The sequence below is a fragment of the Leucobacter salsicius M1-8 genome (assembly GCF_000350525.1).
Classification (GTDB): Bacteria; Actinomycetota; Actinomycetes; order Actinomycetales; family Microbacteriaceae; genus Leucobacter; species Leucobacter salsicius.
In genome coordinates this window covers 15,649-35,509 of the sequence record NZ_AOCN01000014.1, presented here as the reverse complement: position 1 = coordinate 35,509, position 19,861 = coordinate 15,649, and the positions used below count along the sequence as shown (strand labels likewise).

Below are 19,861 nucleotides of genomic sequence, written 5' to 3'. Positions count from 1 at the left end.
CCTGCTCGACGTAGAAGCGGTCGCGACGGACGAGGTTCTCCTTAATGTTCTGGGCTACCAACAAACGACCTTTGAAATACCCTTCATCGCTCTGCACCGATACATAGCTCGATTTCAGCCCTTGTTGCACCACGCGGGCGGCCTCAAGAAGAAACATCTCGATGAAAATCTCAAAGAGCGTGACGTTACCCTCGGCGAGATGAGATCGATTGGAGCTCTTGAATGCGACGTGGTCGACCGTGCGCAACATATCGAGAAAGACCTTGCGTGCCTCACTGTGCGTCACACCACCGCCAGCAATTTTAGGCAACACTTCGATGACGGTACCGTCGGTCAGGGTGATAACCCCGACATAATTTCTGGCGACGATGATCTTGCCCACGCCCCGCCTCAAACCGAGTGAAAAGAAGTGCATCCCGTCGCTCTTCTCTTCTAGCTCCTGTGACAGCACGAAGGCTTCGAGGGCATCAAACGTACCAGGCGGTAGCGTGACGAGCGTCGGGTGTTGCACTCCTCTACAAAACCCACCAAACTCAGTAACAGTGAAGTTCTTAGTTGAGGAAGGCATATGCTGCGGGGTTCTCAAACGCAGACGGCTGCACTTCGAAGAATTCTTCGGCCACGTCACCGTAGCCGCTGCCAAGCAAACCTTCAAATTCTGAGCTTGTCACCAGAAATCGAGCTTCATCTGTGAGCTTCTGGTTGTCTCCGAGCACCAGCTGAATCTTCTCGTAGTCGTCAAAGAAATACTCCTGCAAGAGTGGCAGAATACGTTGACGAAAGATGTGTGCCAGGTGTCCAATCGTTGGCTCGTTCTCGAGCGGCATGAGGTAGGCGTGACCAACAACATGCTCACGGTCGAGCAGCACGGTGATACGTTTGTTCAAGATTTCAAGCAGCCGACCGATGTTGATCTCACCAACATTAATGTGAGCAAGCAGCGCAGGCTCGGGCGGAGTCTCCAGGAACGCGAACCGTCGACGGAGCGCAGAGTCGATGAGGGCGATCGAACGATCTGCGGTATTCATCGTACCGATAACGTAAACGTTCTGGGGAACACCGAAACGCTGTCCCGAATAAGGCAACGTAACACGTAGCTCTTCCGAGGCACCGATGCGCTTCGTCGGTTCAAGCAATGTGATGAGCTCACCAAAAATCTTGGAGATATTGCCCCGGTTGATCTCATCAATGATGAAGACCTTGTTCGAAGGCGCATGCACCGCTGCGAATAGGCCGGGGTTCAGCTCCTTCAGCAAGTCGATCGCGTCAGTCGCTGACACCGAGAGCTGGTACACCGTCGAAAGCGTCATGGTCTTGCCCGCGTTGAGGTCGACCACGTCATAGTTGATGCCCTGGACGAGCCAGGTTACCGAGCGCACACGTTTGTGGTCGGCGAAGCTCGAGTCCCACTCAGGCTCCCCCGTGATCACGCCGATGGCGTCAATCGACTTGCTCGAGAATGTCGAGAAGACCAAATCTCCCACCTGCATCTTGTTATAGAAAGCATTTAGCACCACTCGCCCGCCCATGGAGGAAAAATCGGTTGTCTCATCGATCGATTCGCCATACTCATCCCACGAAATACGAATTCGCCCGTTCGCAAGGCAGTCGGTGCGTACGGGGTTGACCCCAGTTCCTCCAAGCGACACTTTCCACACCGTCGGGCTATTACCAATGCCTAGGTCCGCTTCTGCTGAAGTTCCCGGCACCGCAGCCGCAGCGGTGTCGCAGAACGTTTTAAAGAGACCCGAATGGATCTCGTAGCCGAGTTGCTGATTCTCGTTTCCGAGGTCAGTTGAGAATAGGGTCGGGCGGATCCCCTCTACAAAATCCTCATACCCAAACGACTGGTGGAACGTCGTGAACGCGATGAGCCCTTCTCGCTTATAGAGCGAGTAACGGGCAAAGACCTCCGCATACGGTTCGTTCTTCACCGTTTCAAGCGGAGCCTCTTCGATGATCGCGACGGCGTGCACAATCGTGTTGTAGGTCTTGCCCGTACCGGGCGCGCCAAAAAGAATAGTGTTCTTTTCATGCTGCTCACGATGAGCTGGGACCTGCGGTACTACTTCCGCGGGGCCGGTCTGTGCATGATCCGCGGTGTCAGCTGCCGGGTCTTTCTCTGCGTTCGCGTTAGTCCAGGCTTCAAGTGAGATCTCGGGAAAGGTTCGGCCCGGGGCCTTTGATTCAACTACAGTATGTAGCTTCCCTAGGTATTCAAGGTACTCGGCACCGTTACCTTTCCCCGTATTGACAGAAAGCCCATATGTCTTCCTAATGTGCGCGAGCGAGTTTTTGTCTAAGGGCATGAAAAGATCCGGACGGATCCAGAAGAGCCCCATTGAGATCGATGCGGCACCGTTGCCTGCGGCTCCAACAGCACGGTCAAACAATTCCACAAACATCTCATTTAGGTCAGCAAAGACCCCACATTGCAGGACGTACCTTGTCAGATCCCAGATCTCGTCAACACCACTGAACGAGGACTGCATGTTGTTTAGTATCGGAATACCACCGAACTGCGTCGGCGCGTCCATCGAGAGCCCCAGCTTCGCTGCAAGCTTTGAAGCAAGAATCGTTCGATTCTCGGCACTCGTCCCTCTATTAAAGGCTCCAATTATTGTGAAGGGGTCTACGTTGTACTTCTTTGGCCCCCACCACTCCCGGTTCTCGAAATGTAAATAGTTCAGCAATGGTTCGACTTGTGAGAGTTCCTGCATCAAGCCAAAAAGCTCGTCCCGCCGATCGCCGTATTCAAGTACCTTTTCAGCTAGTGCTCGATAAAACGGAACCCAGGCAAACGGATCATCCTGCGCGTCCAAAGTATTTTCGACCTCTTGCCCGTCACGGAAGCGTGATGAATCTGGGGTGTCTGACACTATTTTCTTCTCCTGAATTTGAACCTAAGCCGAAAAATCGCTCGAAAAATTCACCCAGCAGTTGGATCACTCGTTGCTTCTTTGCACTGTGGTTCTTGTCTTTCGAGAATCGTGACACCGGCGGCAGCACCTTCGTAATGGCGGTGCCGGTGGTGCGGAGTGCGCCGTCGCGGAACGCCGCCTCCACGAACCTGGCGGTCTCCTCGGGCTTGAGGTTTTCAGCCCCGATGATCTCAGCCAGTTCCTTCTCGCGCTGCGCCGCAACATAGGCACGCCATTCGGCCTCGATTTCGCCCTTCACCGATACAGAATCGACGAAGTTCTCGATGAGGTCCTTCTTGTTCCGAAGTGACGGGCTCGAATCGATCGCACGCGAGATGCCTGCACGTAGTTCTTTGTCGTCGCCGTCGCCGCGTTCTTCGCGGTATTTCTGCACCATCATGAGGATGTAGTCGACGTTGATTTCGACCTGTTTGATCAGCTCGATCTCGAAGACCACGTCCTCGATGATGCTTTCTTTCTCGGCCTGGGTCGCGCGTTTGCGCTCGTTCCACAGGTCGAGGTAGGTGGACTGGTAGTCCTGCATGTCCCTGACGGAGAGTATCTCGTCGTTCTCGAAGTCATCAAACGAGGTGAGAATGTTGCGAAGTTTAAGTATCTCGCCGTAGAGCTTCACGAACTCGACCTTGGCTTCTTCGCCCACGATCAGCGCACCAGGCTGGTACTGCTGCATGAGCAGCGTGACCTTCTCGGCATAGCTGTCGAAGTACTCACGGTACGGCTTCAACAGCACAATCCCCGCCGCATCCTTATTACCGAAGAGGGCGATCGCGTCGTTCGTGGCTTCCTCAAGGTCACGGAAGTTCACGATGTTGCCGTACGTCTTCACCGAGTTCAGGATACGGTTCGTACGCGAGTATGCCTGAATGAGGCCGTGACTGCGGAGGTTCTTATCCACCCACAGCGTGTTGAGGGTGGTGGCGTCGAAGCCCGTGAGGAACATGTTCACCACGATGACGAGATCGATCTCGCGCGTCTTGAGCTTCTGCGACAGATCCTTGTAATAGTTCTGAAAGCTATCCGAGCTCGTATCGAAGCTGGTACCGAACATGCGGTTGTAGTCCGAGATCGCCGTCTCGAGGAATGAACGTGCGTCACCCGAGAGAGCGTCAGTTTCGAAGCCCTCCTCATCGAGCAGCCCGTCTTCACTGTCGGGGTTCGCAGCGTACGAGAAGATCGTCGCGACCTTGAGCCGCTGATCCGGCAACAGGCCTTCCTGCTGGCTCTTGAACTCTTGATAGTAAGTGCGTGCTGCAGTGATCGATGCGGTGGCAAAGATCGAGTTGAAGCCCTTCACACGCCGCTCACCGAGCGCGTAGCCTTCTTGCCGCCTGGTCTTCTGGTCGAAATGCTCAAGAATGTAATTCGTCACCTGCGACACACGGGCAGGAGCGAGAAGCGCATTCTCGGTATCGATCGCCGAAACCTGCTTGTCACCGGTAGTGCCGACCTTGATGGTGTTGACGTAGTCGATACGGAACGGCAGCACGTTCTTGTCATTGATTGCATCCACGATCGTGTATGTGTGAAGCTTGTCACCGAATGCCTGCTCCGTGGTCTTCAACTGCGGGTTGCCGCCGCTGCCGGAGTTCTCGGCAAAGATCGGGGTGCCAGTGAACCCGAACAGGTTGTACCGCTTGAACGCCCTCGTGATCGCGGTATGCATGTCCCCGAACTGGGAACGGTGACACTCATCAAAAATCAACACCACATGCCCCGAGTAGACGTCGTGACCCTTGTTGCCGCTGATGAAATTTGAGAGCTTCTGGATCGTCGTGATGATGATCTTCTTCGACGGATCCTCAAGCTGACGCTTCAGCACCGCCGTCGACGTGTTCGAGTTCGCTGACCCCTTCTCGAAGCGGTCATACTCCTTCATGGTCTGATAGTCGAGGTCCTTACGGTCAACCACGAACAACACCTTGTCGACGGACTCGACACGGGATGCGAGCTGCGCGGTTTTGAACGAGGTGAGCGTCTTGCCCGAGCCGGTGGTGTGCCACACGTACCCGCCCGCGTCACGAGTGCCGAGTGTCTTGTAGTTCGTCGAGATGTCGATCTTCTGCAGAATCTTCTCGGTCGCCACGATCTGGTACGGGCGCATCACCAACAGCAGCCGGTCGCTCGTGAGCACGCAGTAGCGAGTGAGAATGTTCAGCAGGGCGTGCTTCGCGAAAAACGTCTTCGAGAACGCCGTCAAATCCAGGATCGGCTTATTCCGAGCATCAGCCCACCACGACGTGAACTCGAAACTGTTCGACGTCTTCTTCGTGCGCCGGGAACCATGCTGGTCAGCAACGTGTTGACGACGGGTGGTGTTCGAGTAGTACTTCGTCTGCGTACCGTTCGAAATCACGAACAGCTGCACATACTCGAAGAGGCCAGAGCCTGCCCAGAAGCTGTCACGCTGGTACCGGTCGATCTGGTTAAACGCCTCGCGAATCGGCACACCGCGACGTTTCAACTCCACATGCACCATCGGCAGACCATTCACGAGGACCGTCACGTCATAACGGTTTGAGAAGGACGCGCCGCCCTCACCGCGATCGACCGCGTACTGGTTGATGACCTGGAGCCGGTTGTTATGAATGTCACGCTTATCAAGCAGAGTGATGTTCTTCGTCGAACCATCATCACGCGTAAGCAGCTGCACGTGATCTTCTTGGACACGGACAGTCTTCTCAACGATGCCGTCACCTGTTGATGCGATGCGTTCGGTGAAGAATCGCTTCCATTCTTCGTCCGAGAATCGGTAGTCGTTGAGCACTTCGAGCTGAGCGCGGAGGTTCACGATGAGGTCCGCTTCGCTCGTTATGAATACCCGCTCGTAAGCTTGCGACTCGAGCTGCCGAATGAACTCATTCTCCAACTGCAACTCTGACTGATACGACGCTTGATCGCGCGGGTCGGGCTCGTACTCGACAACAACGGTCGACTCGCCACCAAACGCGATCAGGTCGTAGTTCACGCTCGAGCCGGTCATGCTGCCGCCTTCAGTTCTTTAAAGGTGAGCAGCTTGTCGCGGTAGTACTCGTATTGTTGACGACGAGCAGCCAACTCCGCTGGGAGGCCGATGCTCAGATCATTTACGAGCGAGTCGAAACTATCGAGGATCGTGACAATACGCCGCTGCTCGTCGAGCGGCGGAACGGGTATCGCGAAGTCCTTGATGAGCTTTGCATTCAAATCAGCCCGAGCGCCTCGCCCACGTGATTTAAGTTCTTCATATTTTGAGCTCACCCAGTAGAAGACGAAGCGGTAATCTGCACGGTCTTCGTTGATCTGAAGATTGCAACAGTGCTGGTTCGTCGTGAGTGGAATCTTGTTGATTGCAGAGCGAGCAGCTGTTGCGCCTGAGATGGCAATAATCACACAGTTCTCTTTGATCCATGAAACACCTGTGGTTTCCAATGCGTGCTCGGTGATCTTGACCTCAGTGTCCCAGACCTCACCGAACGTCACTTCGCCGGTGCGAAGCCAAGGAATAGTGCCGCCCTCGTAAAACTCTCGCTTGCCTGCTTTGGGGGTAGCCCCAGAAGACACTCGATCGCTGATCGCACCAAGGGTACTCCATTCAGCAGATTCCACAGAGGCAAGAAGTTCTGTTCGGTAGTGTTCGTATTGCTGTTTGCGGGCTTCCAGCTCCGCTTCCAGCTCCGCTTCCAGCTTACTAAACGTATCCAACACCTCAACGATCGCACGCTGCACCTCAAGCGGCGGAACCGGGATTACGTAGTTCAGGATTGCGGCCTTGTTTCCCCGCGGCATTTTCGCACCCTTGGCATGCTGCATGTTATAGGCGAAAAAGCCATCGGAAGAGAGAGCGTAGTAAAGAAATTCCGGAGTGAGAGATGTCTGCGCTGCTTGTTTGATTCGAATAGCAAGTACGTCACCGCTACAGCCACCGGAGTTCGACGCGAGCCAGACTTTCTTGAGATACGGCCGTATGTTTCCGAGAAGAATATCTCCAGACTCATACGCAGTCAGGCGCGTAGTGTTCGGCAGATAACTCGCATTAATGCGCCCACCTTTTTCAGCAACTAAATTATCCACACCGACAAAGCTCGTGCCGTCCAGATCAGCTGCGTCGACGCGTGTCGGCGAGTACTCGGCCACTTCAGACAAAGCGACGTGTCTGACACCGTCAGGGCAGTGTTTCGCGATCAGGTCATCGATGCGGCTCACTTCACACCCTCCAGATCAGCGACGATCGCATCAATCTTGACGCGTAGCTCGGACTGACTCGCCACGATCTGCTCGATCCGCGCATTCAGCTCGGTGATGTTGATCACTTCACGGGTGTCTTCCGCCTCGACGTACGAGGAGACGGCGATGTTGTAGTCGTTTTCCGCGATCGCACTGTTTGCGATCATGGTCGCAAAATAGTCCTGGTGTTCGCGGTCCTCGAGCGCCATGAGAATGTTCTGCAGGTTGTCGGGCGAGAGCTTGTTCTTATTGCCCGAGCGCACAAACTCTGCCGACGCATCAACAAACAGCACGTCGTTGGTTTTCTTTGACTTCTTGAGCACGATGATGCAGGTGCCGATCGTGGTGCCAAAGAACAGATCCGGCGGCAATTGGATCACCGCTTCGACATAGTTGTTGTCGATCAGGTACTTACGGATCTTCTGCTCCGCACCACCCCGATACAGCACACCAGGGAACTCGACGATCGCAGCGGTGCCGTCGGTCGCGAGCCAATGCAGCATGTGCATCGTGAACGCCAGATCAGCCTTCGACTTCGGCGCCAGCACGCCCGCAGGTGCGAAGCGGGGATCGTTGATGAGGAGCGGGTTTGCGTCACCATCCCACTTGATGGAGTAGGGCGGATTCGAAACGATTGCTTCGAATGGTTCGTCGTCCCAGTGGGCAGGCTCGAGCAGGGTGTCGCCGAGGGCGAGGTCGAACTTTTCGTAGTTCACATCGTGGAGGAACATGTTGATGCGGGCGAGGTTGTAGGTCGTGAGGTTGATCTCTTGGCCGTAGAAGCCGCCCACGTTTTCTTTGCCGAGCACCTTCGCGAACTTCAGCAGTAGCGAGCCCGAGCCTGCGGCCGGGTCGTACACTTTGTTGACCCGCTTCTTTCCCATCGTGGTGATGTGCGCGAGTAGCTCAGACACCTCTTGAGGCGTGTAATACTCACCACCAGACTTTCCGGCACTCGACGCGTACATCTGCATGAGGTACTCGTACGCGTCACCAAACAAGTCGATCGAGTTGTCTGCGAACTCACCCCCGAGTGGGAGACTTCCGATCGCATCGAGCAGTTTCACGAGCTTCTCGTTGCGCTTCGCGACCGTATTACCGAGCTTTGAGCTATTCACGTTCAGGTCGTCAAAGAGGCCTTTGAGGTCGTCCTCGCTGTCGGTGCCGACGGCGGAACCTTCGATGTCACGGAAGATCGACTCAAGCGTCTCGTTGAGGTTCTCGTTTGAGGCGGCTTTCTTGCGCACATTCTGGAACAGCTCAGAAGGCTTAATGAAAAAGCCCTTCTCAGCAACGATCTCCTCGCGAGCGAACTCGGCGTCTTCGTCTGAAAGATGAGTGAAGTCAAAGTCGGGCGCTCCAGCTTCACGCTCACCCTTGTTGATGTAGGTAGTGAGGTTTTCAGAGATGAACCGGTAGAACAGCATCCCAAGCACATACGATTTGAAGTCCCACCCATCGACCGAACCGCGAAGGTCGTTCGCAACCTGCCAGATGGTTTTGTGAAGCTCTGCCCGCTGTAGTTCTTTCATACCGTCTGTCATCAGCTTTCTCCCCGTGCAACCACTCAAAAATGGCGCGCTAGTCGCCACTTGTCTTACCGTAGCGCGCACCAACGACAATCTTGAATTCAATGTGGTCGTGGCTATGCCTTTGGTTTCCTTTGTGACGCGCCAATGCTCGAAAGCACAGCAGGAGATGCGGTCAAGGAATTAGTGGTTACTTGCAGCCTCCGCAAGCCGCTCAACCGACCCCATCAACTTCTCCGAAGTCGTAGCCCGCGCCCGCTCCAACCGCGCTTCATCGTGCAGCTGTGACCAGTCATACGAATGCTTCACCAGGGTGACCTCAGATGAAAGGGGAGTGAGCTCCCACCGCCAGAGCTGGCCGAATGGTTCGCCGCCCGGCAGCGACGGCTGCCACGCGATCAGCCGGCCCTCCTCGAACTCGACGATGTGGTTCTCGCGCACCCGGTCGGGCTTGTTCACCATCACAAAGACGTCGCCCACGGCGTGCACGCGCTGGCCCGGGGCCGCCGAGGCGAGGTTGTCGTTGCCGTCCCAGGTCGGCTGCAACGACGGGTCCGCAATGAGTTCGAAGATCGTCGCGGCGTCGGCCGCGATCTCGAGTTCTGCCGAGACCACCATTGGTTGTTCACTCATACCAGCAGTCAAGCACAACCAGCACCGCACCAACAGCGAAACCAGGGGAGCAGAGAGTACGTGCCCCAGCACGCAACAGGGGCGGGCCCGCAACCACGAACCCGCCCCAAGCGCACAGGCAAAAGCCCGAGTTTTAGTCCAACTAAAAGTTAGCCCTGCCCAAACCCGGGGTCACCGAGCTCCGACAGCACCCGCTTCAGGTCTGCAATCGTCGCGAAGTCGATGATGATCTGGCCCTTCTTGGCGCCCAGCTTCACCGCAACGCGGGTGTCAAAGCGGTCGCCCAGGCGATCCGCGATCTCGCCGAGCTGCGCCTGCACGCCGCCCGCGCGGGGCTTAGGCATCTTGCGCTTGGGCTCCTCGGCCGCGGCGGCCTCAGCTGCACGCACCGACAGACCCTCGTTGATGATCTTGTTGGCCAGCTGCTCCATCGCCGCGGCATCACCATCGAGCGACAGGATCGCACGCGCATGGCCAGCCGACAACACGCCGGCCGCGACCTTCGCCTGCACGGTCTCGGGCAGACGCAAGAGGCGAATCGTGTTCGACACCTGCGGGCGTGAGCGGCCGATGCGGGTCGCGAGCTGCTCCTGCGTAATGCCAAAGTCGGCGAGCAGCTGCTGATACGCTGACGCCTCTTCCAGCGGGTTCAGCTGCGCGCGGTGCAGGTTCTCGAGCAGCGCGTCGCGCAGCATGTGCTCGTCGGCCGTCGACCGCACAATCGCGGGGATCGAGTCGAGGCCCGCACGCTTTGAAGCGCGGAGGCGACGCTCACCCATGATGAGCTCGTACTTCGGCCCCTTCTTGGGAGCCGGCTCAATCGCGCGAACCACGATCGGCTGAAACACGCCAAACTCGCGCACGCTGTGCGTCAGCTCGTCGAGCGCGTCCTCGTCAAACTCGGTACGCGGCTGCGACTGGTTGGGCACCACGTCATCGACGGCGAGATGCGTCAGCTGCGCCCCGGGCACGGCCTTCAGCTCGCTATCGCCGCCCTGATCCGGAGCCGCGGCCGCAGCCTTGCGCGCACGCGCAGGCTTCTTCGCGGCCGGGGGAGCAGCCTCAGCCGAAGCCTCGTCGACAGCGGGAGCCGCCGCATCGGCGGCTTCCGAAGCCGGCGCCTGCGGGAAGAACACATCGACGGGACGGTCGCCCGTCGTGGGTGACTGCGGAATCAGCGCACCGATTCCGCGACCCAGGCCGCTACGTTTCTTGGCGGTCATGAGCTACGCCCCTTCCTTCACTGGTGACTGCTTGGGCACGCCGCGCTCGGCCATCTCGGCCGCGGCCTCGAGATAGGCCAACGCGCCAATCGATGCCGGATCATACGCAAGCACCGTCTGCCCGTAGCTCGGTGCCTCCGAAATGCGCACCGAACGGGGAATGACGGCGCCGAGCACCTCGGCGGGGAAGTGGGTGCGAACCTCGTTCGCGACCTCCTGCGCCAGGTTGGTGCGGGCGTCGTACATGGTAAGCATGATCGTCGAAACGTGGAGCCCCGGGTTCAGGTGCTTCTGGATCAGCTTGATGTTGTTGAGCAGCTGGCTGAGGCCCTCGAGCGCGTAGTACTCGCACTGGATGGGAATCAACACCTCGTCGGCCGCCACGAACGCGTTCACCGTGAGCAGGCCGAGCGACGGTGGGCAGTCGATGAACACGTAGTGGTACATGCGATCGGCGCCATCGAGGAAGGTCTGCAGCGCGGTGCGCAGCCGTTGCTCGCGGGCCACGAGCGAGACGAGCTCGATCTCGGCGCCGGCGAGGTTGATGGTCGACGGCACGCACTTCAGGTTTTCGTGGTCGGTCGACTGCGCGACCGCGTCGGCGATCTCGTTGTCGCCGAGCAGCACGTCGTAGATGCTCGTGACCTCGGGTCGGTGGTTCACACCGAGCGCGGTCGACGAGTTGCCCTGCGGGTCGAGGTCGATGACGAGCACGTTGGCGCCGCGGCGCGCGAGCGCCGACGCCAGGTTCACGGTCGTCGTCGTCTTGCCGACGCCGCCCTTCTGGTTGGACACCGTGATGACGCGCGTCTTCTCGGGCAGGGGAGAGACGGTTTCGGCGAGCTTGCGGCGTCGCCGAATTTTGTCGACCAGGTGGTCGCCAACGAGGGACTTCTCAGCTTCAGCCATGTCTCACGATTTTAGCCCGAAACACCCGTGTGGTCTCTACATCCAGATCCGCGCCGAGTTCTTCAACCGAAATCTCGCGCACGCGGTGCTTGCGCAGCGGCTTTTCGGCCGCCTCGATCTCGTTCTCGACCGATGCGCCCTTGAGGAACAGCATCTCGCCGCCGTCGCGCAAGAGCGGTGCCGTGATGGGCACGAGCTTCTTGAGCGCGGTCACGGCGCGAGCCGTGACCTGGTCGACCTCGAACGCATCGTGGAACTCCTCGACGCGGCCGCGCTTGACCTCGGCGTTCGTGAGGCCGAGCAGCTCGATCTGCTCGTTGAGCCACGCGCAGCGGCGCTCCATCGGCTCGACGAAGAAGAAAACGGGGGGGGGGGGGGGGGCGGGGGGGGGGCGGGGCTTCGGGGGGGGGGGCGGGGGGGGAGCCGTGACCTGGTCGACCTCGAACGCATCGTGGAACTCCTCGACGCGGCCGCGCTTGACCTCGGCGTTCGTGAGGCCGAGCAGCTCGATCTGCTCGTTGAGCCACGCGCAGCGGCGCTCCATCGGCTCGATGAAGAAGAACATCGCGTCGGGTCGGCAGATCGCGAGCACGAGGCCCGGCATGCCGCCGCCCGTGCCAATGTCGGCGACGGTCGCGCCGGACTTGATCAGGGGAGCGAGCAGCGCGCTGTTGACGAGGTGGCGCGTCCAGAGGCGCGGCAGCTCGAGCGGGCCGATCAGGCCGAGCTCTTCGCCGCGCGCACCGAGGTCGGCCGCGAACGCGCGCAGCACATCGATCTGGTCGCCCGCAAGGATCGCGGCGGCAGCCGGCTCGGCCTCGATCGCGGCGGCAGGTGCGGGAGCCGCGGCTTCGTCCGCCGAAGCGGCCGAAGCCACCGAAGCATCCGAGCTGCCCGCGGCAGCGGGAGCCGATCCGGCGCTCACAGCAGCAAGCTCAGCATCCGACGCGCCCGAGCCGGTTTCACGTGAAACAGTCACGGCGCGCCCTAGGCCGCGGAGGCCGCGGTGATAACGAGGCGGCGGTCGCGGCCCTCGCCCTGAGACTCAGAGTGGTACCCGCGCGAAGCGACCTCGTCGTGCACGAGCTTACGCTCGTACGACGACATGGGCTCGAGCGCCACCTGATCCTTGCCGGCGGCGATCTGTGCGATCGCAGCGTCGACCATGCCCTGGAGCTGGATCGTGCGCGCGTCGCGCGAGCCGCCGACGTCGACGATGAGGCGCGAGAAGCGACCAGTGTGGGTCTGCACTGCGAGGCGCGTGAGATCCTGCAGCGCCTGCACCACGTCGGGGGTGGCGATGCGGTCGAGCTCGGCGTCGTCGCCGGTGACCGACACGTATGCGCGCCCGTTGGCAACGTCGATATCGATGTCGCCATCGAGATCGGCGATGTCGAGCAGGCCCTCGATGTAGTCGGCGGCGCGATCGCCGTCGGCCTCGAGCTCCTCGAGCGTTAGATCCTCAGCGGGACGATCCTGTGGTGTAGCCGTGGTCACTGCTGCCTCACTCACTTTTTCTTCTTCTTTGCGCGCTTCGAGCTCACCGGCTGCTGGCGCTGACCCTGGTCAAGCTTGGCCTGCTCCTCGGGCGTCGCTTCGTCTTCCTTGAGCTTACCCTTTGCCTTCAGACGGGCCTGGCGCGCACGCCACGCGTCGCTGCCGGGGGTGGGCATGCTGCGGATCACGATGAACTGCTGACCCATGGTCCACAGGTTCGACGAGAACCAGTAGATGTTGAGTGCGAGGGGGAAGGTCACGCCTGAGAACAGGAACGCGAAGGGAATGATGTACAGCATGATCTTCTGCTGGCGGTACATCGGCGAGTTCTTCGTCTCGTCAGACACGTTCTTCGACATGATCTGCAGCTGCGTGAAGAACTGCGAGGCGATCATGAGCAGCATGATCAGGCCGAGCATGACGACGACGATCCAGTTGCCCTGCTCCCAGCCCTGGGTGAAGGTCATCTTGATGGGAGCACCAAAGATCTCGGCCTGGTTGAAGCTGTCGGTGAGCTCCTGCGTCATCATGCCAATGCCGGCCTGGCCCGAGCCGTTGCCGCCGCTGCCCATGGCGCCTGACGCCTGGCGCAGCACGTAGAACAGCGAGAAGAAGATCGGCATCTGGATCAGAATGGGCAGGCACGAAGCGAACGGGTTCGTGCCGTGCTTCTTGTACAGGCCCATCGTCTCGCGGCTCATGGCCTCGCGCGAGAACTGATCCTTCTTGCCCTTGTATTTGTCCTGGATCTTCTTCATCTCGGGTGCGAGATCCATCATGCGGCGCTGCGACTTGATCTGTCGCACCGTCACGGGCACGAGAGCCGCACGCACCACGACGACGAGGCCGAGGATCGACAGCACCCAGGTCACACCCGAGTTCGGGTCCAGCCCCACCCAGGTAAATACCTGGTGCCAGACCGCGAGCACCAGCTCAACGAGCCAGCGCAGCGGCCAAAGTATAGTTTCGAAGAAGTCCATCACGAGACTAGGCCTTTCGATAAGGAGGGGCGGACGAATCCGCGAGGTGAAGTCTTAAATCGTTCGTGCGCGGGCGGCGGTACATCATCGATTCCGCCCGGGCTCAAGGGGTTGCAGCGCAGTAGCCGCCACGCGGTCAGCGCGACACCCACAATAAAGCCGCGCTGCTGGTATGCCTCAAGAGAGTATCGGGAGCACGATGGGTAATACCTGCACACCTCGCCATACAGCGGCGAGATCACCTTGCGGTAGGCCAGCATGAACGCGATCATCGCGTTACGTGGCAGCAGATACACCTCGAGCATCGGTCTCACGGCACCGGCACCTCGGCGGGGCGGTACTTCTCGGCTCGATCGAGCGCGCGGCCGACCTCGGCCTCGAGCTCCTCGAAACTGGCGTCGACGATCTGAGGGAAGGCCCGAAATACGATGTCCACGCCCGCGGCACCCTGATTGATGCGGCGCTCAACAATCGTCTTGAGTCTGCGCCGGATCAGGTTGCGGGTGACCGCGTTACCGACGGCTTTCGAGATGATGAATCCGTAGCGTGCGGGGGAGTCGGGGGTAGAGAAAACCGCGTGGGTGATGCAATAAGCACCACCCACGCGGCGACCCGTACGCACAGTGCGTCGGTAATCCTCTCCCCGAGTAATGCGATGCTGCCTCGCGGGCATGATCGTAAAAGGGGAGGCTGCTAGTTACGCGCTGAGCTTCGTGCGGCCCTTGCCGCGACGTGCGGCGAGGATTGCACGGCCGGCGCGGGTGCGCATGCGGCTACGGAAACCGTGAACCTTTGCGCGGCGGCGGTTGTTTGGCTGGAAAGTGCGCTTGCTCATTTGTAATACTCCGTGACTTTTGGAATAGATCCCCGAGCACTCTGGTGATGGTCGAGGAAGTCGGATTTGGGCAGGACAGCTGTGAGCTGTCGCCCATACAAGATTGAAAGCTTACGCGCTTTTGGGCGCATCGTCAACACGAGCACCCGTGCCCCTATATGGCGTGCGCCTTTTGCGTGCCCATTCTTCGCAGATTGCCTCGAACAAACAGCCGAAGCTTGCCTGTGGACAAATCTGTGACTAACGTTGGCCTGATGTTCTGGCAGTGTGAGTAAGTCACGGAATCACGCGCCAGAACCACACATGGCTTGTGGATAAGCCTGGGTATAACATCGAACCATCTCATTACTTTATTAGGGCCGGGTACACGCGTGACAGACGAGGAACTTCAGGAGATCTGGGAACAGGTCACCCAAGCAGTAATGAGCGACCCCGCAGTCGGGCCCGCTGTGGGTGCCCAGCTGGCGCTCGCTGTTCCTCGCGGCCTCGCCGCGGGCACGCTCTATCTTGCGGTGCAGCTCGACTTCACCCTCAAGCTGCTCGAAAGCCGGCTGCGCCCCGCCATCATGTCGGCTCTCGCCGGCATTCCCGAGGCGAACGCGATCGACAACTTTGTGGTGATGGTCGACGAAACCGCGCACCCCATCATTGATCCGGAGCCGGTCGAGGTCGTTGCACCTCAGGCTCCTCTCGCACCCGTCAGCCAGTTTCCGACCGAGCTCCGCGGCGAGCCCGCGCCGCGCCCCGTTGTCGAGCCGCGCACCCGCCACGGCGTCGGTGAGCCGGGCGAGGGTCGCCTGAATGCCAAGTACGCGTTCGACAGTTTTGTGATCGGCCAGTCCAACCGTTTCGCTCACGCGGCCGCGGTCGCGGTCGCCGAGGCGCCGGCACGGGCCTACAACCCACTCTTCATCTACGGTGACTCGGGCCTGGGCAAGACCCACCTGCTGCACGCCATCGGCCACTACGCCCGCGAGCTGTTCCCCGACGTGCGCGTGCGCTACGTCAGCTCCGAGGACTTCACGAACGACTTCATCAACTCGATCGCGAACAACCAGGGTGCAGCGTTTCACGCGCGCTACCGCAGCGTGGACATTCTGCTCGTCGACGATATTCAGTTCCTCGAGGACAAGGTCGAGACCCAGGAAGCGTTCTTCCACACCTTCAACACGCTGCACGATCACAACAAGCAGGTCGTGATCACGAGCGATGTGCAGCCCAAGCAGCTGCGCGGCTTCGAGGAGCGCATGCTCTCGCGCTTCGAATGGGGTCTGCTCACCGATATTCAGGCACCGGATCTCGAGACGCGAATTGCGATTCTGCGTAAGAAGGCCCAGCGCGAGAACCTCGAGGTCGATCACAACGTCCTGGAGTTCATCGCGAGCAAGTTCTCGTCGAACATTCGTGAACTCGAGGGCACGCTCATTCGCGTGACCGCCTACGCAAGTCTGAACCAGCAGCCCATCGATATGCCACTCGTGCACACGGTGCTGAAGGACCTCATCACGCTGGACGCCGACAACGAGGTGCAGCCCACCGACATCATCACGCGCACGGCCGAATACTTCGACCTCTCAGTGGATGATCTCTACGGGCCGACCCGCGCGCAGCAGATCGCGACGGCCCGTCAGATCGCCATGTACCTGTGCCGCGAGCTCACCCCGCTGTCACTTCCCAAGATCGGGCAACTGTTTGGCGGCCGTGATCACACCACCGTGATGTACGCGCACAAGAAGATTTCGCAGCTGATTGCGGAGCGTCGGTCGATCTACAACCAGGTGACCGAGCTCACCACCCGTATCAAGCAGGGATCCAAGTAGATGCCACGCCCACTCCGTTATCCCCAGGTTTATACCCGACTGTGGATAACTGGGGATAGCTCGCGTGTCGCTGTGGATAACTTTGGGTCGCCTGTGAGGGGTGAAGTTCGCTCCTCCGAGCTGAACCCTGTCCAGTTTGCACACATTTCGAAATCCCTACACACGGCGACCGGCCCGCTTGGCCATACAGGAACAGGGATCCGGTAAGTTATCCACAGATTCCACAACCGTTAACACTGTTAACACATCAATCTTTATTCACGGGCACTCGATCACAAGATCCGATTCGGCGTGTTAACGCTCTCAGAAGCCGTGGAGTGCATCTCCAGCAGTGAGTGTGCAAAGATTGGGACGCTGGAACTACACAAAGGTTGTAGTTCGATGAAGGGAGCGAGATGCGATTCACCGTCAATCGTGACGTATTCAGTGAGGCTGTCTCGTTCGCGGTCAAGCTGTTGCCTCAGCGCCCCACACAGCCGCTCCTGAGCGGCGCGCTCATCGAAGCAGAGAACGGCGAGCTCACGGTCTCGACGTTTGATTATGAAGTTTCGTCGCGCACCGCGATCAAGGCTGACATTTCGGAGGCCGGTCGCGCACTGGTTTCGGGAAAGCTACTCAGCGAGATCGCACAGCGCCTTCCCCACGCTGACGTAGAGGTCACACTGGTGGAGAGCCGCGTCGAGGTTCGCTGTGGCTCGGCTTCCTTCAGCCTGCCGGCTATGCCCGTGGAGGAGTACCCGCAGATTCCCAACATCACCGCCGTATCTGGCGCAGTGCCCGCTGATGCGTTCTCTGAGGCGATCGCCCAGGTGTCACTCGCTGCGTCACGCGACGACGTAACGCCCGTCATCACGGGTGTGCAGCTCGAGATCAACTCGAATTCGCTGACATTGACGGCCACCGACCGCTACCGCGTCGCGACCCGCAGTATTGACTGGGAAAACCAGGCTGAACAGGAGTCTTTGTCGGCATTGGTGCCGGCAAAGATCGTCACCGAGGTCGGAAAGACGTTCGGAAATGACGGCATCGTGAACATTGCGATCATCAAGGACGAAGAGCGCGAGCTTATCGCCTTCACCGGTGGCAATAAGACGGTGACGTCGCTGCTGATCAAGGGTAACTACCCGCCGGTGGGGCGACTCTTCCCGACCGACGTCGACAACTACGCTGTGATCAGCACGAGTGAGCTCGTCGAGGCTGTTGGTCGCGTGAGTCTCGTGCTCGAGCGCGAGGCCGCACTGCGCTTTACGTTCACCGACGGCAACGTGACGCTCGAGGCCGCAGGCACTGAGTCGGCCAAGGCCGTCGAGTCGGTGGACGTTCACCTGATGGGTGAGGGAATGACGGTTTCGTTGAAGCCGCAGTACCTACTCGATGCACTTCGGTCGACGCACTCCGAGTTCGCTCGCATTGCGTTCACCCGCACCGACAACCCCGCCAAGCCTGGCCCGGTGCTGATCACCAGCCAGCGCAGCAAGGAAGACGCGGACGACACCAGCTACCGCTACCTGCTGCAGCCCAACCTGCTGCTGCGGTAGACGCGCATGCGAGTCGCGCATCTCTCACTCCGAGATTTTCGCAACTACGCGACTGCGGAGCTTCCGCTCGAAGCCGGCGCGAATTTGTTGGTCGGGCGTAATGGTCAGGGGAAGACGAATCTGGCCGAGGCAATCGCCTATTTTTCAAGCCTCCGATCTCACCGGGTCTCGAGCGACGCTCCGCTCGTGCGCTTCGGTGAACAGTCCGCGTTCTTGCGCTTGAAAGTCGAGGCAAATGCGCGCACTGTGCTCCTCGATCTGCAGATCAACAAGGAGGGCCCGAACCGTGCGCAGGTCAATGGCAACGCAGTACCTCCGCGCGAGCTCACGCGATGGTTCGCAGCGGTTGCTTTTGTGCCAGAAGACCTCAGTATCGTTCGTGGAGAGCCCTCCATTCGTCGGCGCTTCCTCGATGATGCGTTGATTTCTCGACATCCGGCCGCTGCGGGCGTACTGCAGGACTACGAACGGGTGCTTCGACAGCGCACGGCGCTGCTGAAATCGGCCCGTGGTCGCGCAGCTCAGATTGAGTCAACCCTTCCCGTCTGGGATGGACAGCTCGTGTCGCTGGGTACTCAGATTATGCTGGCTCGTCGCGAGTACATCGCAGACTCGGCGCCGCACTTGATTGCCGCATACGCCTCGCTCGTGGGGGAGGACCACGGACCGAGCTGCACTATGGTTGAGACCGCACTTGGAAACGTTTCACGTGAAACTAGCGTCGACTCGGTCGACGGTAATGTTTCACGTGAAACGGTCGAGGGAAAGTTCCGCGAGACGCTCGCAGGGCTGCGGCAGCGCGAGGTCGATCGGGGTATGACCCTGGCCGGCCCGCATCGAGATGACCTCACGATGACACTGAACGGATTGCCCGTGAAGGGATACGCGAGCCATGGGGAGTCGTGGTCCTTTGCGCTCGGGCTCAAGCTATCACTGGCGCGCGTACTGCGGGAGCAGTCCTCGGCGGGCGACCCCGTAATGATCCTTGACGACGTATTCGCCGAGCTCGATGGTGAGCGCAGGGCGAGGCTCATGGAATCCGTGAGTGAATTCGAACAGATCCTCGTGACCGCCGCAGTCGAGAGCGATGTCCCCTCAGATGTCGCTTGGCACAAGGTTCAAGTGAGCGCCGGGTCCCTGACGCTTGACGGTGGATCAGAATGACCAAGAAGCAGCCGCCAAACGGCTTCGCTACGGAGGCTTACCTGCGGGCGAAGTCCGTCTGGCGGGGCGTACCCGCCCACATCAAGCGCAAGCGATCTGGTCGAGAGCCCGGCGGGAGCCCGTTCGGTTGGGGGCGTGATCCACGAATGCTGAGCGATGTGCTCTCGGTGATTTCGGGAGATATGGGTTGGAGCTCCGAGCTCGAGCGGGCGCGGCTGATCGAAGAGTGGGCCGAGTTTGCGGGGGAGAGCACCGCTGAGCACACTACGATCGTCGGCATCACGAACGATGTGCTGCATGTGCAGTGCGATTCGACGACTTGGGCCACGGAGTTGCGCAGATTGCGAGGCGAGATCTTCTCGCGGATCCTCACCGAGTATCCCGATGCCGACCTGAAGGACATTCGATTCCTGTCTCCGGGGGCACCTACTTGGCGTCACGGACCTCGTACTGTGAAGGGCCGCGGCCCCCGAGATACCTACGGATAGCCCTCTTAGAAGCGCGCACAGGCGCCGATTCTGCGACACCGCGTTTCAGATACCCCAGAACATGTCGAAAATATTGCCCGCTAACGCCCGCTAACCGGGG

General features: G+C 59.5%; 18 protein-coding genes and 1 pseudogene. 4 read left to right on the top strand and 15 right to left on the bottom strand.

Annotated elements, in window-relative coordinates; all coding sequences use genetic code 11:
• From C795_RS0105225 to rpmH, 15 genes and pseudogenes are all read right to left on the bottom strand, one after another.
• Positions 1–511: 5-methylcytosine restriction system specificity protein McrC (locus tag C795_RS0105225; RefSeq protein ID WP_017792706.1), on the bottom strand; the 511-nt coding region annotated here is incomplete at its 3' end.
• Positions 512–551: 40 nt separating this feature from the next.
• Complete coding sequence (locus C795_RS17685; protein ID WP_269569981.1) at positions 552–2,879, bottom strand: AAA family ATPase; 2,328 nt, start codon at positions 2,877–2,879, stop codon at positions 552–554.
• Positions 2,845–5,922 carry a type I restriction endonuclease subunit R gene (locus tag C795_RS0105215; protein WP_017792704.1) on the bottom strand — a complete coding sequence of 1,026 codons (3,078 nt, stop codon included), beginning with the start codon at positions 5,920–5,922 and terminating at the stop codon, positions 2,845–2,847. The genes C795_RS17685 and C795_RS0105215 overlap by 35 nt, the downstream gene beginning before the upstream one ends.
• Complete coding sequence (locus C795_RS0105210; RefSeq protein ID WP_026139469.1) at positions 5,919–7,124, bottom strand: restriction endonuclease subunit S; 1,206 nt, start codon at positions 7,122–7,124, stop codon at positions 5,919–5,921. The genes C795_RS0105215 and C795_RS0105210 overlap by 4 nt, the downstream gene beginning before the upstream one ends.
• A complete protein-coding gene (locus C795_RS0105205) occupies positions 7,121–8,689 on the bottom strand; it encodes a type I restriction-modification system subunit M (protein WP_026139468.1) in 1,569 nt (522 codons plus the stop codon). The genes C795_RS0105210 and C795_RS0105205 overlap by 4 nt, the downstream gene beginning before the upstream one ends.
• A 168-nt stretch (positions 8,690–8,857) precedes the next feature.
• Positions 8,858–9,307, bottom strand: coding sequence for an SRPBCC family protein (locus tag C795_RS0105200; RefSeq protein ID WP_026139467.1), 450 nt, complete (start codon positions 9,305–9,307; stop codon positions 8,858–8,860).
• A gap of 149 nt (positions 9,308–9,456) precedes the next feature.
• Positions 9,457–10,530: a ParB/RepB/Spo0J family partition protein gene (locus C795_RS0105195; RefSeq protein WP_017792700.1), complete on the bottom strand. Its 1,074-nt coding sequence runs from the start codon at positions 10,528–10,530 to the stop codon at positions 9,457–9,459.
• A gap of 3 nt (positions 10,531–10,533) precedes the next feature.
• A complete protein-coding gene (locus tag C795_RS0105190; protein WP_017792699.1) occupies positions 10,534–11,439 on the bottom strand; it encodes a ParA family protein in 906 nt (301 codons plus the stop codon).
• Positions 11,432–11,983 (bottom strand): 16S rRNA (guanine(527)-N(7))-methyltransferase RsmG, encoded by a 552-nt coding sequence (locus tag C795_RS17825; RefSeq protein WP_408605758.1) that lies wholly within the window; start codon positions 11,981–11,983, stop codon positions 11,432–11,434. Before C795_RS17825 ends, C795_RS0105190 begins: the two co-directional genes overlap by 8 nt.
• Positions 11,984–12,007: 24 nt before the next feature.
• Positions 12,008–12,316: pseudogene (locus tag C795_RS17150) on the bottom strand (RsmG family class I SAM-dependent methyltransferase); the annotation flags it as partial.
• A 110-nt stretch (positions 12,317–12,426) separates the two neighbouring features.
• On the bottom strand, positions 12,427–12,951 hold the full coding sequence (locus C795_RS0105180; protein WP_017792697.1) for a Jag family protein: 525 nt from the start codon (positions 12,949–12,951) through the stop codon (positions 12,427–12,429).
• Positions 12,948–13,916: a membrane protein insertase YidC gene (yidC, locus tag C795_RS0105175; RefSeq protein WP_017792696.1), complete on the bottom strand. Its 969-nt coding sequence runs from the start codon at positions 13,914–13,916 to the stop codon at positions 12,948–12,950. Before yidC ends, C795_RS0105180 begins: the two co-directional genes overlap by 4 nt.
• A complete protein-coding gene (gene yidD / locus C795_RS0105170) occupies positions 13,916–14,188 on the bottom strand; it encodes a membrane protein insertion efficiency factor YidD (protein WP_269569982.1) in 273 nt (90 codons plus the stop codon). Before yidD ends, yidC begins: the two co-directional genes overlap by 1 nt.
• A 38-nt stretch (positions 14,189–14,226) precedes the next feature.
• Positions 14,227–14,589 carry a ribonuclease P protein component gene (rnpA, locus tag C795_RS0105165; RefSeq protein WP_026139464.1) on the bottom strand — a complete coding sequence of 121 codons (363 nt, stop codon included), beginning with the start codon at positions 14,587–14,589 and terminating at the stop codon, positions 14,227–14,229.
• Positions 14,590–14,613: 24 nt separating this feature from the next.
• The gene (rpmH, locus tag C795_RS0105160; protein ID WP_017792693.1) at positions 14,614–14,751 is read right to left on the bottom strand and encodes a 50S ribosomal protein L34; all 138 of its coding nucleotides are present in this window, start codon (positions 14,749–14,751) and stop codon (positions 14,614–14,616) included.
• A 422-nt stretch (positions 14,752–15,173) separates the two neighbouring features.
• Between rpmH and dnaA the strand changes: the two genes are divergently transcribed.
• The 4 genes from dnaA to C795_RS0105140 all read left to right on the top strand — a co-directional run bounded on the left by dnaA (position 15,174) and on the right by C795_RS0105140 (position 19,761).
• Positions 15,174–16,571, top strand: coding sequence for a chromosomal replication initiator protein DnaA (gene dnaA / locus C795_RS0105155; protein ID WP_232225438.1), 1,398 nt, complete (start codon positions 15,174–15,176; stop codon positions 16,569–16,571).
• A 395-nt stretch (positions 16,572–16,966) separates the two neighbouring features.
• On the top strand, positions 16,967–18,109 hold the full coding sequence (gene dnaN / locus C795_RS0105150; protein ID WP_017792691.1) for a DNA polymerase III subunit beta: 1,143 nt from the start codon (positions 16,967–16,969) through the stop codon (positions 18,107–18,109).
• A 6-nt stretch (positions 18,110–18,115) separates the two neighbouring features.
• Positions 18,116–19,273, top strand: coding sequence for a DNA replication/repair protein RecF (gene recF, locus C795_RS0105145; RefSeq protein WP_017792690.1), 1,158 nt, complete (start codon positions 18,116–18,118; stop codon positions 19,271–19,273).
• The gene (locus C795_RS0105140; RefSeq protein ID WP_017792689.1) at positions 19,270–19,761 is read left to right on the top strand and encodes a DUF721 domain-containing protein; all 492 of its coding nucleotides are present in this window, start codon (positions 19,270–19,272) and stop codon (positions 19,759–19,761) included. Before recF ends, C795_RS0105140 begins: the two co-directional genes overlap by 4 nt.
• Positions 19,762–19,861 lie beyond the last annotated feature (100 nt).

Coding starts and splice junctions, on each gene's coding strand:
- C795_RS0105215 (WP_017792704.1), bottom strand. CDS start 5,922: ATGACCGGCTCGAGCGTGAACTACGACCTGATCGCGTTTGGTGGCGAG.
- C795_RS0105205 (WP_026139468.1), bottom strand. CDS start 8,689: ATGACAGACGGTATGAAAGAACTACAGCGGGCAGAGCTTCACAAAACC.
- C795_RS0105200 (WP_026139467.1), bottom strand. CDS start 9,307: ATGAGTGAACAACCAATGGTGGTCTCGGCAGAACTCGAGATCGCGGCC.
- C795_RS0105195 (WP_017792700.1), bottom strand. CDS start 10,530: ATGACCGCCAAGAAACGTAGCGGCCTGGGTCGCGGAATCGGTGCGCTG.
- C795_RS0105190 (WP_017792699.1), bottom strand. CDS start 11,439: ATGGCTGAAGCTGAGAAGTCCCTCGTTGGCGACCACCTGGTCGACAAA.
- C795_RS17825 (WP_408605758.1), bottom strand. CDS start 11,983: ATGGAGCGCCGCTGCGCGTGGCTCAACGAGCAGATCGAGCTGCTCGGC.
- yidC (WP_017792696.1), bottom strand. CDS start 13,916: ATGGACTTCTTCGAAACTATACTTTGGCCGCTGCGCTGGCTCGTTGAG.
- yidD (WP_269569982.1), bottom strand. CDS start 14,188: ATGATCGCGTTCATGCTGGCCTACCGCAAGGTGATCTCGCCGCTGTAT.
- rnpA (WP_026139464.1), bottom strand. CDS start 14,589: ATGCCCGCGAGGCAGCATCGCATTACTCGGGGAGAGGATTACCGACGC.
- rpmH (WP_017792693.1), bottom strand. CDS start 14,751: ATGAGCAAGCGCACTTTCCAGCCAAACAACCGCCGCCGCGCAAAGGTT.
- dnaA (WP_232225438.1), top strand. CDS start 15,174: ATGAGCGACCCCGCAGTCGGGCCCGCTGTGGGTGCCCAGCTGGCGCTC.
- dnaN (WP_017792691.1), top strand. CDS start 16,967: ATGCGATTCACCGTCAATCGTGACGTATTCAGTGAGGCTGTCTCGTTC.
- recF (WP_017792690.1), top strand. CDS start 18,116: ATGCGAGTCGCGCATCTCTCACTCCGAGATTTTCGCAACTACGCGACT.
- C795_RS0105140 (WP_017792689.1), top strand. CDS start 19,270: ATGACCAAGAAGCAGCCGCCAAACGGCTTCGCTACGGAGGCTTACCTG.